This is a genomic window from Mesorhizobium onobrychidis (assembly GCF_024707545.1).
GTDB classification, from domain to species: domain Bacteria; phylum Pseudomonadota; class Alphaproteobacteria; order Rhizobiales; family Rhizobiaceae; genus Mesorhizobium; species Mesorhizobium onobrychidis.
In genome coordinates, this window is sequence record NZ_CP062229.1 from 1089596 (window position 1) to 1104007 (window position 14412).

16 protein-coding genes and 1 pseudogene are annotated in these 14412 nt (G+C 62.7%); 11 read left to right on the top strand and 6 right to left on the bottom strand.

Annotated features, from left to right (window positions below):
- Positions 1 to 4: 4 nt before the first annotated feature.
- Positions 5 to 253 carry a hypothetical protein gene (locus tag IHQ72_RS05230; protein WP_095495498.1) on the bottom strand — a complete coding sequence of 83 codons (249 nt, stop codon included), beginning with the start codon at positions 251 to 253 and terminating at the stop codon, positions 5 to 7.
- Positions 254 to 417: 164 nt separating this feature from the next.
- Between IHQ72_RS05230 and IHQ72_RS05235 the strand changes: the two genes are divergently transcribed.
- From IHQ72_RS05235 to ppa, 6 genes are all read left to right on the top strand, one after another.
- Positions 418 to 1050, top strand: a complete 633-nt coding sequence (locus IHQ72_RS05235) for a LemA family protein (protein WP_258121488.1) — start codon at positions 418 to 420, stop codon at positions 1048 to 1050.
- A gap of 218 nt (positions 1051 to 1268) precedes the next feature.
- Positions 1269 to 2060: a TPM domain-containing protein gene (locus tag IHQ72_RS05240; RefSeq protein ID WP_258123733.1), complete on the top strand. Its 792-nt coding sequence runs from the start codon at positions 1269 to 1271 to the stop codon at positions 2058 to 2060.
- A 5-nt stretch (positions 2061 to 2065) separates the two neighbouring features.
- Entirely contained in the window at positions 2066 to 2968 is a 903-nt protein-coding gene (locus IHQ72_RS05245) for a TPM domain-containing protein (RefSeq protein WP_374120332.1), read from the top strand.
- 8 nt (positions 2969 to 2976) lie between these two features.
- Positions 2977 to 3615, top strand: coding sequence for a TPM domain-containing protein (locus tag IHQ72_RS05250; RefSeq protein ID WP_258121489.1), 639 nt, complete (start codon positions 2977 to 2979; stop codon positions 3613 to 3615).
- A gap of 117 nt (positions 3616 to 3732) precedes the next feature.
- Entirely contained in the window at positions 3733 to 4239 is a 507-nt protein-coding gene (locus IHQ72_RS05255; protein ID WP_258121490.1) for a GNAT family N-acetyltransferase, read from the top strand.
- A 111-nt stretch (positions 4240 to 4350) separates the two neighbouring features.
- Complete coding sequence (ppa, locus tag IHQ72_RS05260) at positions 4351 to 4884, top strand: inorganic diphosphatase (RefSeq protein WP_126104453.1); 534 nt, start codon at positions 4351 to 4353, stop codon at positions 4882 to 4884.
- Between the two features lie 242 nt (positions 4885 to 5126).
- Here the strand turns inward: ppa and IHQ72_RS05265 are convergent.
- Together IHQ72_RS05265 and IHQ72_RS05270 are read right to left on the bottom strand one after the other, a co-directional pair.
- Positions 5127 to 5719 (bottom strand): annotated as a pseudogene (locus IHQ72_RS05265) (hypothetical protein).
- Between the two features lie 45 nt (positions 5720 to 5764).
- The gene (locus IHQ72_RS05270; RefSeq protein WP_258121491.1) at positions 5765 to 6370 is read right to left on the bottom strand and encodes a TetR/AcrR family transcriptional regulator; all 606 of its coding nucleotides are present in this window, start codon (positions 6368 to 6370) and stop codon (positions 5765 to 5767) included.
- An 82-nt stretch (positions 6371 to 6452) separates the two neighbouring features.
- On the opposite strand from IHQ72_RS05270, the gene IHQ72_RS05275 reads away from it, so the two are divergent.
- Both IHQ72_RS05275 and IHQ72_RS05280 read left to right on the top strand, forming a co-directional pair.
- Positions 6453 to 7736: an MFS transporter gene (locus IHQ72_RS05275; RefSeq protein ID WP_258121492.1), complete on the top strand. Its 1284-nt coding sequence runs from the start codon at positions 6453 to 6455 to the stop codon at positions 7734 to 7736.
- Positions 7737 to 8012: 276 nt separating this feature from the next.
- Positions 8013 to 9587 (top strand): alkaline phosphatase D family protein, encoded by a 1575-nt coding sequence (locus IHQ72_RS05280; protein ID WP_258121493.1) that lies wholly within the window; start codon positions 8013 to 8015, stop codon positions 9585 to 9587.
- Positions 9588 to 9853: 266 nt separating this feature from the next.
- On the opposite strand, the gene IHQ72_RS05285 is transcribed toward IHQ72_RS05280, so the two are convergent.
- The gene (locus tag IHQ72_RS05285) at positions 9854 to 10135 is read right to left on the bottom strand and encodes a hypothetical protein (protein ID WP_258121494.1); all 282 of its coding nucleotides are present in this window, start codon (positions 10133 to 10135) and stop codon (positions 9854 to 9856) included.
- Between the two features lie 200 nt (positions 10136 to 10335).
- Here IHQ72_RS05285 and typA point away from each other — a divergent pair, with 200 nt between their 5' ends.
- From typA to IHQ72_RS05300, 3 genes are all read left to right on the top strand, one after another.
- Complete coding sequence (gene typA, locus IHQ72_RS05290) at positions 10336 to 12165, top strand: translational GTPase TypA (RefSeq protein ID WP_258121495.1); 1830 nt, start codon at positions 10336 to 10338, stop codon at positions 12163 to 12165.
- Between the two features lie 16 nt (positions 12166 to 12181).
- On the top strand, positions 12182 to 12385 hold the full coding sequence (locus tag IHQ72_RS05295) for a hypothetical protein (RefSeq protein WP_258121496.1): 204 nt from the start codon (positions 12182 to 12184) through the stop codon (positions 12383 to 12385).
- Between the two features lie 307 nt (positions 12386 to 12692).
- On the top strand, positions 12693 to 13307 hold the full coding sequence (locus tag IHQ72_RS05300; RefSeq protein WP_258121497.1) for a LysE family translocator: 615 nt from the start codon (positions 12693 to 12695) through the stop codon (positions 13305 to 13307).
- Positions 13308 to 13316: 9 nt separating this feature from the next.
- Here the strand turns inward: IHQ72_RS05300 and IHQ72_RS05305 are convergent, their stop codons facing one another.
- Together IHQ72_RS05305 and IHQ72_RS05310 are read right to left on the bottom strand one after the other, a co-directional pair.
- Entirely contained in the window at positions 13317 to 13640 is a 324-nt protein-coding gene (locus IHQ72_RS05305; protein ID WP_258121498.1) for a YciI family protein, read from the bottom strand.
- 127 nt (positions 13641 to 13767) lie between these two features.
- Complete coding sequence (locus IHQ72_RS05310; RefSeq protein ID WP_258121499.1) at positions 13768 to 14331, bottom strand: peroxidase-related enzyme; 564 nt, start codon at positions 14329 to 14331, stop codon at positions 13768 to 13770.
- Positions 14332 to 14412: the final 81 nt, after the last annotated feature.

Consider the following 14412-nt stretch of genomic DNA (forward strand, 5'->3'; position numbering starts at 1 on the left):
GTTCCTAACTTTGGCTGACGAAAACCACGAGCCAGATCAACAGGCCAATGGCGATAACGAACCCCAGCGCCCGGCCAATGCGCGTGCCCCAATATTCGATCGGGTCCGACTGGTCGGCGTCTGCAGCAGTGACGTGATCGCGCGCGCCCTTCGCGGTCCGCGCAATGAACGAGGTGCCGCCCGGGTCGGTCTCACGTGCCACGCGCTCGATGATGCGGCGCGATTCGTCGTCGCTGTCCTGGCGTTCCGCCATGGCGATGCCCTGCTTTCACGGCGACTTTAACCCGTTCGCCCGACCAATCACAGGGCCTGGCGGTGAATGATGAAAGGACCAGTAAGGGCTCCCAGCGGAGGTCATGTTCTCGCGCACGGATTGTGGTAATGCTTCGCCTGTCAGTCTCATTGAGGGATCTTTCCATGCTTGCCCTTTCCTCCCCTTTCGTCTTCCGCAATCTGCCTGCCTTGCTGATGATGGCGATCGTGCTGCCGCTGCTTGCCGGCTGTGGCTACAACACCATTCCGACGGCGGAGGAAAACGCCAAGGCCGCATGGAGCCAGGTGCTGAACCAGTACCAGCGCCGCGCCGATCTCATTCCCAATCTGGTCGAGACGGTCAAGGGCTATGCCGCGCACGAGAAGGAAACGCTCGATGCCGTGGTCGAGGCGCGCGCCAAGGCGACGCAGGTGACGGTGACGCCGGAAACGCTAAGCGATCCGGAAGCCGTCAAGAGATTCCAGGACAGCCAGGCCGGCCTGACCAGCGCGCTGTCGCGGTTGCTGGCAGTGGTGGAGAATTATCCCGACCTCAAGGCCAATCAGAATTTCCTGGCGCTGCAGGCGCAGCTCGAAGGCACCGAAAACCGCATCGCGGTCGCCCGCCGCGACTATATCCAGGCGGTGCGCGAGTACAATCTGACGCTGAGGACCTTCCCGTCGGTGATTTGGGCGACCCTGTGGTTCCGCGGCAATCAGCCGTTCGCGAATTTCACCATCGAGGAAGACAAGATGCAGACGCCGAAGGTCGATTTCGGCACGCAGCAGGGCGGGTGATCGGCGCTTAGCGAGCGCAGTTTCTATTGGCCTTGTACTCGGTCGCGCCCCCCTCTGTCCTGCCGGACATCTCCCCCTCAAGGGGGGAGATTTGCAGCTTCGACCCCGTCGCCAATCTTGCAACGTCGGAGATTGGCGAAAGCAGGAATGACATCCGATCTCCCCCCAAGTGGGGGAGATGTCCGGCAGGACAGAGGGGGGCGCGAAGGAACGCCGGCCTGGCATTTCTGTATGTCATTCTAAGCCTTCTCTTCCTCCCGCTCACCGCTTTCGCCGCCGAATTGCCTGCCCTGACCGGCCGGGTTGTCGACAATGCCGGCATCATCGATGCCGCGACCGACGCGGCGCTGACCCGGAAGCTTGCGGATTTCGAAGCCAAGAGCTCTGACCAGATCGTCGTCGCGACGGTTCCTAGCCTCGACGGCGAGGAGATCGAGCCTTACGCCAACCGGCTGTTTCGCGCCTGGAATCTCGGCCAGGCCGGCGAGGACAATGGCGTGCTTTTGCTGGTCGCCAAGGACGACCGCAAAATGCGCATCGAGGTCGGCTACGGGCTGGAAGGTACGCTGACCGACCTGCACACCAAGCTGATCATCGAAAACGACATGGTGCCGGCCTTCCGCGCCGGCGATTTCTCCGGCGGCATAGCCAAGGCCGTCGACGACATGGTCATGGTGCTCGAAGGCAATCCGGAAGAACTGGAAGCGCGCGGCGAACGCAACCAGCAGCCGCCATTCAACACCGACGATCTGTTCTTTGCGATCTTCATAAGCATCTGGGCGATCATCTTCTTCGGCAGCATCGCCGCCTCCATCCTGCCGCCGATCTTCGGCCGGAAACTCGGCCCCGGCCGCTATCGCTGGCTGGGCATGACTTTCGAGCCGGGCCGGCGATCATCTGGCGGCTGGTCGGGAAGTTCTGGCGGGGGATGGTCGTCGGGTTCAAGCGGCGGCGGCTTTTCCGGCGGTGGTGGCTCGTCCGGCGGCGGCGGCTCATCGGGAAGCTGGTGACGGGCATGACAAGATGCGCTATCCGCTCACCAGCTTCCGGCCGCTTCACCGCGACGATCGGCGCCGCCTTGGCGGCCATGGCGGTGCTGCTTGTCGGTTTCACCGCACTCGCCGGCGAATTGCCTGTTCTGACCGGACGGGTCGTCGACAATGCCGGCATCATCAATGCCGCGACCGAGGCGGCGCTGACCCGGAAGCTTGCCGATTTCGAGGCCAAGAGCTCTGACCAGATCGTCGTCGCGACGGTTCCTAGCCTCGACGGCGAGGAGATCGAGCCTTACGCCAACCGGCTGTTTCGCGCCTGGAATCTCGGCCAGGCCGGCGAGGACAATGGCGTGCTTTTGCTGGTCGCCAAGGACGACCGCAAGATGCGCATCGAGGTCGGCTACGGGCTGGAAGGTACGCTGACCGACCTGCACACCAAGCTGATCATCGAAAACGACATGGTGCCGGCCTTCCGCGCCGGCGACTTCTCCGGCGGCATAGCCAAGGCCGTCGACGACATGGTCATGGTGCTGGAAGGCAATCCGGAAGAGCTGGAAGCGCGCGGGACCCGCAATCCGGCCGTTAACAATTCTGTCGATCCCATCGTCGCGCTGTTCATCATCGTGTGGGCGACGCTGTTTTTAGGCGGCCTGGCGATGGCGTTCCTGCCGCCGATCTTCGGCACGAAGCTGTCGCCGGGCGTGTATAAATGGCTGGGCATGACATTCCGGTATGGCCAAAGGTCGGGTCGCTATGGCCAAAGGTCGGGTTCCGCGTCCTCGGGCGGCGTCTGGACAACCGGCACCGGCAGCGGCTGGTCGTCGGGCCGTTCTGGTGGCGGCTGGTCGTCGGGCGGTGGTGGCGGCGGCTTTTCGGGCGGCGGCGGCTCGTCCGGTGGTGGCGGTTCCTCAGGAAGCTGGTGAGACACAACATGGCAACACGACCGATCAGCCCCGAGGATCATGACCGCATCGCCAAAGCGATCCGCGCCGCCGAATCAAAGACCGACGGCGAAATCTACTGCGTCGTGGCCTATGCCAGCGACGGCTATTTTTTTCCGGCGGCCTTCATGGCGACGCTGGCCATGCTCGTCGTCAGTCTCGCCGTCAGTTACGGGCTGGAAGCGTGGTGGCTGTCGATCCGCGTGCCGCATTTCGTTATTGCGCAGCTTCTGGCGATGGCCTCGGTGCTTGTCCTGTTGTGGGCGCTGCCTGGCTTGCGCATCCATCTGGTGCCGAGGCGGCTGCGCTACCAGGCTGCGCACGCCAATGCGATAAAGCAGTTCCTCGCCCGCAACGTCCATCGCACCGCAGCGCGCACCGGCGTGCTGGTCTTCGTCTCCATTGCCGAGCACTACGCCGAAGTGATCGCCGACAGCGGCATCGATAGCCGTGTCGGCCAGGATGTCTGGGACGGCGTCGTCCGCGACCTTACCGCGCATGCCGGCGACGATCGTCTCGCCGACGGCTTCATCAAGGCGATCGAAGCGACGGGTGCGGTGCTGGCCGAGCATTTCCCGGTCTCTACCGGCGACAGCAACGAGTTGGACGACCATCTGGTCGAAATCTGAGTCGCTACGAACGGCTTCTTTCGGCACTCAACGGCACGTCTATCGTCTGTGCGAAAGCATGGGAGCCGCTGACCGGACTCTTGCAATCGGGCGATGCGGGTTTATGGTTAACCAATCATGAAGACGCTGAGCATCGACATCAGGAAAGCCGAGCCGCGCGACGCAAGCGCCATCGCCGACGTGCATCTGCTGGCCTGGCGCGGCGCCTACTCCGGCATCATCCCGCATCGCACGCTGACGTCGATGATCAACCGACGCGGCGCCGATTGGTGGGCGAACGCCATTCGCCGTGCCGCCACCGTACTGGTCGTCGAGATCGGCGGCAAAATCGCCGGCTACGCCACGATCGGTAAGAACCGCGCCCGCGAGCTCAAGCAGCAGGGCGAGATCTACGAACTTTACGTGCGCCCGGAATATCAGGGCATCGGGCTCGGCAGCCGGCTATTCTCAGCCGCACGAGCGCGACTGGCAGACCACGGCCTGAAAGGCATGGTTGTGTGGGCGCTGGAGGACAACCAGAGCGCGCTCACTTTCTATGCCGGCGCCGGCGGCCGCGACGTCGCCGAGGGCGTCGAGATCTTCGAGCAGAAGGCGCTGAAGAAGGTCGCCTTCGTCTGGGAATGACGACTCAACACTCCTCTCGCTAAACCCTCCGTCTGCTTTCAGTACCATTCGCCGCATTGCACCATGCGCCACTGCCCGCTATCGGTTTCCAATCGAAAGAGGGACAAAGCCATGCGTATCGAAGCCATAGCCATCGGAAAGAACCCGCCGGAGGACGTCAACGTCATCATTGAGGTGCCGATCGGCGGCGAGCCGATCAAGTACGAGATGGACAAGGAGGCCGGCACGCTGTTCGTCGACCGCTTCCTGCACACCTCGATGCGCTATCCCGGCAATTACGGCTTCGTGCCGCACACCCTGTCGGGTGACGGCGACCCGATCGACGTGCTGGTCTGCAACACGCGCGCGCTGGTGCCGGGCTGCGTCATCAATGTGCGGCCGATCGGCGTGCTGGTGATGGAGGATAATTCCGGTCTGGACGAAAAGATCATCGCGGTGCCTTCGCCCAAGCTGACGCTGCGCTACGAGAACGTCACGGAATACACGCACCTGCCCGACATCACCCGCCAGCAGGTGCAGCACTTCTTCGAGCACTACAAGGATCTCGAACCCGGCAAATGGGTCAAGATAGAGGGCTGGCACGATGCCGCCTACGCCAAGAAGATGATCGTCGAGGCGATCGAGCGGGCCAAAGCAAGCAAGTAGTCCAACGCTTTCAAAATTGGGAGACGTCGGCGGGACAGCGCCCCCTCTGCCCTTCCGGGCATCTCCCCCACTTGGGGGGAGATTGGCAGCTTCGCCGCCCCGTCTCTCTTTCAGCGTTGGAGATTGGCGAAAGCCAAGATGGCAGCCGATCTCCCTCCTTGTGGGGGAGATGTCCGCCATGACAGAGGGGGGCGTGAAGGATCGCCGAAGGGCGGCCATTGCTACGCTCTTCCTCACTACCACTAATTGTCGACGCGGCCGAAATCGGGTGCGTTGCCGATCACCACGCGCTTGTCCTTGCCGCAGGCAAAGGTCCGCGCCTTCTCGTCGGCGAGCTTGCGGGCCTGGTCGTTGGCGCTGGGGTTGCCGGTGGCCAGCACAAGGCCGACGGTGCAGCCCTCGTAGGTCTCCGGTTGGGCGACCTTGGCGACGATCAGCACGTCGGTTGGTTTGTTCTCCCCCTCGGGATTGCTGATCGAGCGACGATGGATGACCGCGAAAGGAATGGCCAGATCGCCGTTCGTCTCAATGCGCCACTCGAGTTGGGTGCAGCCGAATTGAGCCCGACAAAACTTTCCCAGACCGCGGTCATGTCGCTGGGCGGAAAACCGTAGAACAGCGATTCCCGGGCATCGTCGTAGGAGATCAGTACCGGGTAGCCGCGATAGCCCGAACAGGCGAGACTGGCCCAGTCGCCTTCGCCTTCTTCCGCCTGCGCGTAGGTCACGCAGTCCTTCTTCCTGTCGAGATCGGTGTAGGCGCTGGAAATGTCGCCGGCCTGGGCAGCCTGGCAGAGGCCGGCAAGGGCAAGCGGGATCATCAAAAGGCGACGCATCGCGAACAACTCCGTTTCGGGGCTGCCGCACGGTATCGTTAAACGCTATTTCTTCAAGCTCGCTTCGATCAGCAGGTCGGCGTTCCGGGCCACAGACTTCGCCGGTCCGCCGGCACCGAACAGCTGGCCGCTGATATAGGCGCCCTCGATCAGAAGCAGCAGCCCGTCGCCCAGCGTATCGGCGTCGCCGGCACCCATTGCCGCCGCCATGGCGCGCAGGCGTCGTCGCAATTCCTGCTTGTTGACCTCACTCACCACGCGGGCCGGGTGGCCGTGCTCGGGATATTCGACGGCCGCATTGGTCATACCGCAGCCGCGATAGTCGGGTCTTTGCGTGCGCTTGCCGATGCGGGTCAGGAAGGCGGCGATCTGCGCGCGCGGATCGCCGGGATGGGCAGCCACCGCCTCGTCGAAGCAGGCCCAGAACTCGAGGTCGTATTGCCGGAGATAGGACGCCGCCAATTCGTCCTTGGACGGAAAGCTACGATAGAGGCTGGGCTTGGTGACGCCGGCGCGCCGCACGATCTCATCGACGCCAATCGCCCTGATGCCTTGCCGGTAGAACAGGTCGCGGGCAACGCGAAGGATTTTTTCGCCGGCACGCGGCGGTGCCACTTCACCCGCTTTGATCGTTGGTTCAATGCTTTTCATCTAGGACGAGCCGTTGCCTGCTTGACAATGTTACCGATCGGTACGTATACCTCGGTGCAATTGCAACGTACCGGTCAGTAACATGATAGCTCAATCCCGTCCGTTTGGCCAGCGCTACGCTTTTGTCGTGGTCGCCGTCATTTTCCTCTGTCTGCTGATCGCGGCGGGCCTCCGGTCGGCGCCCGCCGTCATAATGCTGCCGCTGGAGGAGAGTTTCGGCTGGCGGCGCGATGTCGTCTCGCTCGCCGCGGCCATCGGCATCTTCCTCTATGGCTTGACCGGGCCGTTTGCCGCGGCACTGATGGAACGGATCGGGCTGCGCCGCACGCTGCTGGCGTCGCTGGTGCTGATGTCGGGTTCGACGGCGCTCAGCCTGTTGATGACCGAGCCGTGGCACCTGCTTCTCACCTGGGGCGTATTCTCCGGCGTCGGTTCCGGCGCGGTCGCCACGGTGCTTGGTGCCACCATCGTCAATCGCTGGTTCAAGACCAATCGCGGCCTGGTGATGGGCCTGATGTCGGCCTCCGCCGCCACCGGCCTGCTGGTATTCCTGCCACTGCTCGCCGCGCTCGCCCAGTCGGGCGGCTGGAAGCCGGTCGCCATCGCCATTGCGGTCGCCACCGCCTGCCTGGTGCCGCTGGTCTGGCTGCTGGTGCCGGAGCGTCCGGCCTCGATCGGCATGGTGCGCTACGGTGCGGACGCCGACGACGTGCCGCCGGTTCCACCGGCCTCGCAGGGCAATTTCCTCACCCATACGCTCAGCACGCTGCGCCGTGCCGCCGGCACCCGCGTGTTCTGGTATCTGTTCGCCACCTTCTTCATCTGCGGCTTCACCACCAACGGACTGGTCGGCACGCACCTGATCGCGTTTTGCGGCGACATGGGTATCGGTCAAGTGCAAGCCGCCGGCCTGCTGTCGCTGATGGGCATCTTCGACCTGATCGGCACGACGCTGTCGGGCTGGCTCACCGACCGTTTCGACCCGCGCAAGCTGCTCGGCGTCTATTATGGCATCCGCGGCCTGTCGCTGATCTATCTGCCTTATTCCGGCTTCTCGTCGACCAGCCTGATCATCTTCGCCGTGCTCTACGGATTGGACTGGATCGCCACCGTGCCGCCGACGCTCAGGCTGTCGAACGAGGCGTTCGGCGATCGCAGCGGGCCGATCGTCTTCGGCTGGATCGTCGCCGGCCATCAGGTGGGTGCGGCGGCCGCCGCTTTCTTCGGCGGCACCATGCGTGAATTGCAGGGCAATTACGAACTCGCCTTCCTCATCGCCGGCATGACGGCAATAGCCGCGGCCTGCATCTCGCTGTTGATCAACACCAGCCGTCCGGCCTTCGAGCCGGAACCTCAGGCGGCTTGAGGGCGCGACGGTGCGTCTCTTCCTTCTCCCCTTGTGGGAGAAGGTGGCCGAGCGAAGCTCGGTCGGATGAGTGTGTTCCAGCTTGGCAATGACAGCACTCCGTCCAACACCCCTCAACCGTCTTGGCGCTGCGCGCCAATCCACCTTCTCCCACAAGGGGAGAAGGAAGATCCGCCTGCCTGTCGATTGTAATGAAACCTTCATGGTTTCGAGATGTGCGTGAAACATTGAGGTTGGACCTTGGCGGCGACGTTCAACGCCATCTAGGAGACAGCCATGAACAAGATTTCGATGACGCGGCGCGCTTTTGTCACGTCGGCGAGCGCCGCCGGCCTCGTCGGCGTATCGGGCCTAGCGCTTCCCTATTATTCCCGCGCCAATCAGCGGCCCGCCTTCACCCATGGCATTCAGTCGGGTGATGTCGACGCAACCAGCGGCGTGGTGTGGACTCGCACCGACCGCCCTTCGCGTGTCATGTTCGAAGTGTCGTCGACGGAGAATTTCGCCAACGCCGTCCGTCTTGCGCCGCTCGATACCTCGCCGGCCAGCGATTACACGGTAAAGCGGCTGCTCACCGACCTCGCCTCCGACCAGGACATCTTCTACCGCATGATCGCGGCCGATCTCGCCGACATCAACGCCGTCTCCGAGCCGATCGTCGGCCGCTTCCGCACGGCGCCGGCCTCGAAGCGCGACATTCGTTTCGCTTGGTCGGGCGATACCGCCGGCCAGGGCTGGGGCATCGACGACACCGGCATGAAGACCTATGCCACGATCGGCAAGCATACGCCCGACTTCTTCCTGCATTCCGGCGACACCATCTATGCCGACGGCGCGATGAAGGACGAGGTCGACCTTCCCGGTGGCGGCAAGTGGAAGAACAACGTCCTCATCGACGAAAAGCGCAAGGTTGCCGAGACGCTGGACGAGTACCGCGGCCAGTGGAAGTACAATTTGATGGACGGACATGTGCTGGGGCTCAACGCCATCTGCCCGACCTTCTACCAGTGGGACGACCACGAGGTGGTGAACAACTGGTCGGATTCGAAGGACCTGAGCGCCGACGACCGCTACTCGGAAAAAAACATCCATGTGCTGGCGGCACGCGCGGCACGCGCCTTCCATGAGATGACGACGATCCGCTACGAGCCGTCGGAACCCGGGCGCGTCTATCGCAAGATCGCCTACGGGCCGCTGCTCGACGTGTTCTTCCTCGACATGCGTTCCTATCGCGGCTCCAATGGTCCTGGCATGCAGGATACGGTGACCCCGCAATCGCGCATCCTCGGCGAACAGCAGACGAAGTGGCTGAAGCGCGAACTGGCAAACTCCAACGCGACCTGGAAAATCATCGCCGCCGACATGCCGCTCGGTCTCGTTGTCTGGAACGACGCCCCCAAGAAGGCCGGCGCCGAGGCCATCAGCAATGGCGACAATGGTCCGGCCAAGGGCCGCGAGCTGGAAATTGCCGACCTCCTTCGCTATATAAAGAATGCCGGCATCACCAACACCGTCTGGCTTACCGCCGATGTGCACTACACGGCGGCGCACTACTACAATCCTGATAAGGCGCAGTTCCAGGACTTCAATCCGTTCTGGGAATTTGTTTCGGGTCCGCTCCATGCCGGCACGTATGGACCCAATGATTTCGACATGACCTTCGGCCCGGAGCTGAAATTCATCAAGGCGCCAACCGCCGAGCAGGGGCAGAATCTGCCACCGTCGGCCGGCCTGCAGTTCTTCGGCCTCGTCGATCTCGACGGCGCCACTGAACAGATGACGGTGCGGCTGATGGATCGCGACGACAATGAACTCTACAAGGTCACGCTCGATCCGGTGCACTCGGCGTGAGGAAGTTGGCTTCAATAATGGCCAAAACGCAGGCGGGACAGCGCCCCCCTCTGTCCTGCCCTCTTTGCCAAAACTTGGCATCTCCCCCACACGGGGGGTGATTGGCAGCTTGGGCGCTCCGCTCGCGCCTGCAACGTTGAAGGTTGGCGAAAGCGGCGGCTACGACCGATCTCCCCCTTCGTGGGGGAGATGCCCGGCAGGGCAGAGGGGGCGTGAAGGATCGCAGCGGAACGGTATCTCGGGATGACGACCGCCGTCGGCGGTCGTCAGTCCGGATAGCAAACGGTTGGAATTTGCGGCCAAATAGCACTGTCGCAGTTGGCAGCCTCCTGCCTCTGCTTGAAGGCGGCGCTAACCGGCCCGGTCACGACTGGGTCGACGCCATCCGGCGCATCGGCAAACAACTGCTCCGCCGAACGCGTGTCGGACGGCAGGGCAGGGGGCGCTTCCTTGAGGGTCGCGGCCGACTGTGCCGCGCCCGCCGCAAGGACAACGGCGAGGGCCGCCCATGCGAGGATTGGCCGGTATCTGGTGCCCGTATTGCTCATGAAATTTGAACTGTCCCGACCGCGAAAGGTTCCGCTTTGGTTAATAATTCCATTTCACACCAAGACGCTTAAGATTTGGTGACCATGTATTTGGTGGCGCGCCTCCTCTTTCGCAATTGCGAAAAACCCTGTATGAGCCGCCCAACCGAAAGAGGCAGCGCCTTTTGGCCTGCTGCCTGCAACGCTCCCGAGACCACAACATGAAAATTCGTAATATCGCGATCATCGCGCACGTCGACCATGGAAAAACCACCCTCGTCGACCAACTCCTGAAACAGTCCGGCTCGTTCCGCGACAACCAGCGCGTCGCCGAACGCGCCATGGATTCGAACGACCTCGAAAAGGAACGCGGCATCACCATCCTGGCCAAGGCGACCTCGGTCGATTGGAAGGACACCCGCATCAACATCGTCGACACCCCCGGCCACGCCGATTTCGGCGGTGAAGTCGAGCGCATCCTGTCGATGGTGGATTCAGCCATCGTGCTGGTCGACGCCGCCGAAGGGCCGATGCCACAGACCAAATTCGTCGTCGGCAAGGCGCTCAAGGTCGGATTGAAGCCGATCGTCGTCATCAACAAGATCGACCGGCCGGACGCCCGCCACGTCGAGGTGGTCAACGAAGTGTTCGACCTGTTTGCAGCGCTCGACGCGACCGACGACCAGCTCGACTTCCCGATCCTTTACGGCTCGGGCCGCGACGGCTGGGTCTCGGAAAACCCCGAAGGTCCGAAGGACCAGGGTCTGGCGCCGCTGTTCGACCTCGTTATCAAGCATGTGCCGGCGCCGACCGTCCATCCCGGCCCGTTCCGGATGATCGGCACCATTCTGGAAGCCAATCCGTTCCTCGGCCGCATCATCACCGGCCGCATCGAATCCGGCACGCTGAAATCCAACCAGGCGGTCAAGGTGCTGCATCATGACGGCACCCAGGTCGAAACCGGCCGCATCTCGAAGATCCTGGCTTTCCGCGGGCTGGAGCGCCAGCCGATCGACGAGGCGCAGGCGGGCGACATCGTCGCCATTGCCGGCCTGTCGAAGGGCACCGTCGCCGACACGTTCTGCGACCCGTCGGTGACCGAGCCGCTGCACGCGCAGCCGATCGATCCGCCGACCGTGACGATGTCGTTCCTCGTCAACGATAGCCCGCTGGCCGGCACTGAGGGCGACAAGGTGACCAGCCGCGTCATTCGCGACCGCCTGCTGCGCGAGGCCGAAGGCAATGTCGCGCTGAAGATCGAGGAATCGCCGGACAAGGACTCGTTCTTCGTCTCCGGCCGCGGCGAATTGCAGCTTGCCGTTCTGATCGAGACGATGCGCCGCGAAGGTTTTGAGATCGCCGTGTCGCGTCCGCGCGTCGTTATGCAGCAGGGCGACAACGGCGAATTGCTGGAGCCGGTCGAGGAAGTCGTTATCGACGTCGACGAGGAGCATGCCGGCGTCGTCGTGCAGAAGATGTCGGAGCGCAAGGCCGAGATGGTCGAATTGCGCCCGTCAGGCGGCAACCGCCAGCGCATCGTCTTCCACGCGCCGACGCGCGGCCTGATCGGCTACCAGTCGGAACTGCTGACCGACACGCGCGGCACCGCTGTCATGAACCGGCTGTTCCATGCCTACGAATCTTACAAGGGTGAGCTGCCGGGCCGCACCAACGGCGTGCTGATCTCCAATGAACAGGGTGAATCGGTCGCCTATGCCATGTGGAACCTGGAAGACCGCGGCCCGATGGTCATCGATCCGGGCGTCAAGGTCTATCAGGGCATGATCATCGGCATCCATTCACGCGACAACGACCTTGAAGTGAACGTGCTGAAGGGCAAGAAGCTGACCAACATCCGCGCCGCCGGCAAGGATGAGGCAGTGAAGCTGACGCCGCCGATCCGCATGACACTGGAACGCGCGCTGGCCTGGATCCAGGACGACGAGCTGGTCGAGGTGACGCCGAAAACCATACGCCTGCGCAAGCTCTATCTCGACCCGAACGAGCGCAAGCGTTTTGAGAAGTCGGCGAAAGTGGTTGGCGCGGCGTAAGGGCAATAACCGCGCAATGAGCGGCAAACTCGTTACGGCCGTCATATATGACAATCGACCCGAGGCCGAAGTTTGCGTGTCGATGCTCAAGGCGTATGGGATCTATGCACTCGCGACTCATATGCCCGACAGCAGGCTCGGCCTGATCCATGTGCAAGTCGTTGACAGTGATGTCGAAGCGGCCAAGGGTTTGATCGGCTCGGTCCCCGAAGAGGGCTGATCCCGGTCGGTTTTGCCTCATTGAAGGAGGTCGGCGCTGCCCCTCATCCGCCTGCCGGCACCTTCTCCCCGTGAACGGGGAGAAGACCGCTGACCGCACCCTCGGCGTTCATTTTTTTGCAACGCTGGTAATTGGCGGAACCGTCGATGACGGCGCCCTTCTCCCCGTTCACGGGGAGAAGATGGCGGCAGCCAGATGAGGGGCAGCGCCGACACCTCTTCAGAGGGCAAATTTCGCCGCAAGCCGCAGGGGTGCCAAATCGCCGCCGATCGGATATCTTCGCTCTCTAACGCTCGAAGGCACTCCCATGCACTTCACCTCGCTTCTGATCTTCGCCGCCGCCCTTTTCGTCGCCGCCGGCTCGCCCGGACCTTCGATTGCCGCTCTGGTGGCGCGGGTCATCGCAAAGGGCTTTCGCGATGTGTTCCCGTTCCTGCTCGCCATGTGGATCGGCGAGGGCATCTGGCTGTCGCTGGCGGTATTCGGCCTGGCGGTGGTGGCACAGACCTTCCATCTCGCCTTCGTCGTGCTGAAATGGGTCGGCGTCGCCTATCTCGCCTACCTCGCCTGGAAGATGTGGACCGCTCCGGTCGATGCGCGCGAGGGCGAGATGCCGCGCGAGGAGTCGGCCGTCAAACTGTTCTTTGCCGGCATGGCGGTGACGCTCGGCAATCCCAAGATCATGATGTTCTACCTGGCGCTACTGCCGACGATCATCGATCTCGCCTCGGTCACGGTCGTCGGCTGGATCGAGCTGACGCTGACCATGGCCGTGGTTCTGGTCGCCATCGATCTCGCCTGGGTGCTTGCGGCAGCGCAGGCGCGAAAACTGCTGAAGAGCAAGCGGGCGATGAAAATCGCCAACCGCGTCAGCGCCACAACCATGGCCGGTGCCGCGGCGGCGATCGCGGCTCGATCCTGAGCCGTTGCGTCAACCCATTTCGATTATCGGCGCGATCTCGACACTGAAACCCGGGTCCTTCAGGATAGGACAATCCTTGGCCTTATCGACGGCATCGTCGATATCGTTCGCTTCGATGATTGTGTAACCGGCGGTCGGATTGCTGCCGCCATTGTTCTCGACCCTATCGCCGGGCAGCACGGTCTTCGACATGCCGACCGGATTGCCACCGTCGACCACGGCCGAGCCGAGCTTGCCGTACCAGCCGTTCCAGGCGTCCATCGCTGCTTGCCGTTCGGCCTCCTCGGTCGGCATCTTGCCTGAGCCGTGATACACATAGAGAAATTTCGCCATGTTCTCCTCCGTTGATCAGCGGCGTCGAACCGACATGCGGTCACGCCGCATGCTGATCATCGGACCAAACCGGCAAAGACGCAATGAGAATGCGCAATAGCCAATATACGGTCTGTTGACTCGCACCTCACCGCGCCATCGCGTGATATTCATCGTTCGGCCGCATGTCGACCGCCGCCGCCACCCGGTTCGACATGTTGAAGAAGGCGGCGGTCGAGGCGATGTCCCAGATGTCGCGATCGGAAAAGCCGGCCTCACGCAGCGCTGCCCGGTCGGTCTCGACAATCTTGCCCGGCTGCTCGGTCAGCTTCACCGCGAATTCGAGCATCGCTTTCTGTCTAGCGGAAAGGTCGGCGGCGCGGAAATTCATCACCATCATCTCGCCGAAGGCCGGGTCGCCGGAAAGCTGGCGCACCGCCGCACCATGGGCGGCGAGGCAATAGTAGCAATGATTGATGGAGGAGACGGCGACCGCGATCATCTCGCGCTCCAACTTCGACAGGCCTGAGACACCCAGCATCAGGTCGTTGTACATGTCGGTGAAGGCACGCAGCTTCGTCTCGTCGAAAGCGTAGGCCAAAAGCACATTGGGAACGAGGCCGAGCTTCTCCTCGCATTTGGCGAAATAGGCTTTCGTCGCTTCGCTCAGTTCCGCAGGCGCGAGGTCAAGTGCGATGATTTTGTCTTTCATGGCGGATTTTCTCCTCATTTTCGGTGACCCACCGGCGAATCCCGACATTTCGTCGCAAGCGGTCAAACCTTTGTCGCCAAA

Bases quoted from the DNA above. Each gene is read 5' to 3' on its own strand.
- IHQ72_RS05300 (WP_258121497.1), top strand. From the start codon at position 12,693: ATGCACTTCACCTCGCTTCTGATCTTCGCCGCCGCCCTTTTCGTCGCC.
- ppa (WP_126104453.1), top strand. From the start codon at position 4,351: ATGCGTATCGAAGCCATAGCCATCGGAAAGAACCCGCCGGAGGACGTC.
- IHQ72_RS05280 (WP_258121493.1), top strand. From the start codon at position 8,013: ATGAACAAGATTTCGATGACGCGGCGCGCTTTTGTCACGTCGGCGAGC.
- IHQ72_RS05275 (WP_258121492.1), top strand. From the start codon at position 6,453: ATGATAGCTCAATCCCGTCCGTTTGGCCAGCGCTACGCTTTTGTCGTG.
- IHQ72_RS05285 (WP_258121494.1), bottom strand. From the start codon at position 10,135: ATGAGCAATACGGGCACCAGATACCGGCCAATCCTCGCATGGGCGGCC.
- IHQ72_RS05305 (WP_258121498.1), bottom strand. From the start codon at position 13,640: ATGGCGAAATTTCTCTATGTGTATCACGGCTCAGGCAAGATGCCGACC.
- IHQ72_RS05295 (WP_258121496.1), top strand. From the start codon at position 12,182: ATGAGCGGCAAACTCGTTACGGCCGTCATATATGACAATCGACCCGAG.
- IHQ72_RS05235 (WP_258121488.1), top strand. From the start codon at position 418: ATGCTTGCCCTTTCCTCCCCTTTCGTCTTCCGCAATCTGCCTGCCTTG.
- IHQ72_RS05230 (WP_095495498.1), bottom strand. From the start codon at position 253: ATGGCGGAACGCCAGGACAGCGACGACGAATCGCGCCGCATCATCGAG.
- IHQ72_RS05310 (WP_258121499.1), bottom strand. From the start codon at position 14,331: ATGAAAGACAAAATCATCGCACTTGACCTCGCGCCTGCGGAACTGAGC.
- typA (WP_258121495.1), top strand. From the start codon at position 10,336: ATGAAAATTCGTAATATCGCGATCATCGCGCACGTCGACCATGGAAAA.
- IHQ72_RS05270 (WP_258121491.1), bottom strand. From the start codon at position 6,370: ATGAAAAGCATTGAACCAACGATCAAAGCGGGTGAAGTGGCACCGCCG.
- IHQ72_RS05255 (WP_258121490.1), top strand. From the start codon at position 3,733: ATGAAGACGCTGAGCATCGACATCAGGAAAGCCGAGCCGCGCGACGCA.
- IHQ72_RS05250 (WP_258121489.1), top strand. From the start codon at position 2,977: ATGGCAACACGACCGATCAGCCCCGAGGATCATGACCGCATCGCCAAA.
- IHQ72_RS05245 (WP_374120332.1), top strand. From the start codon at position 2,066: ATGACAAGATGCGCTATCCGCTCACCAGCTTCCGGCCGCTTCACCGCG.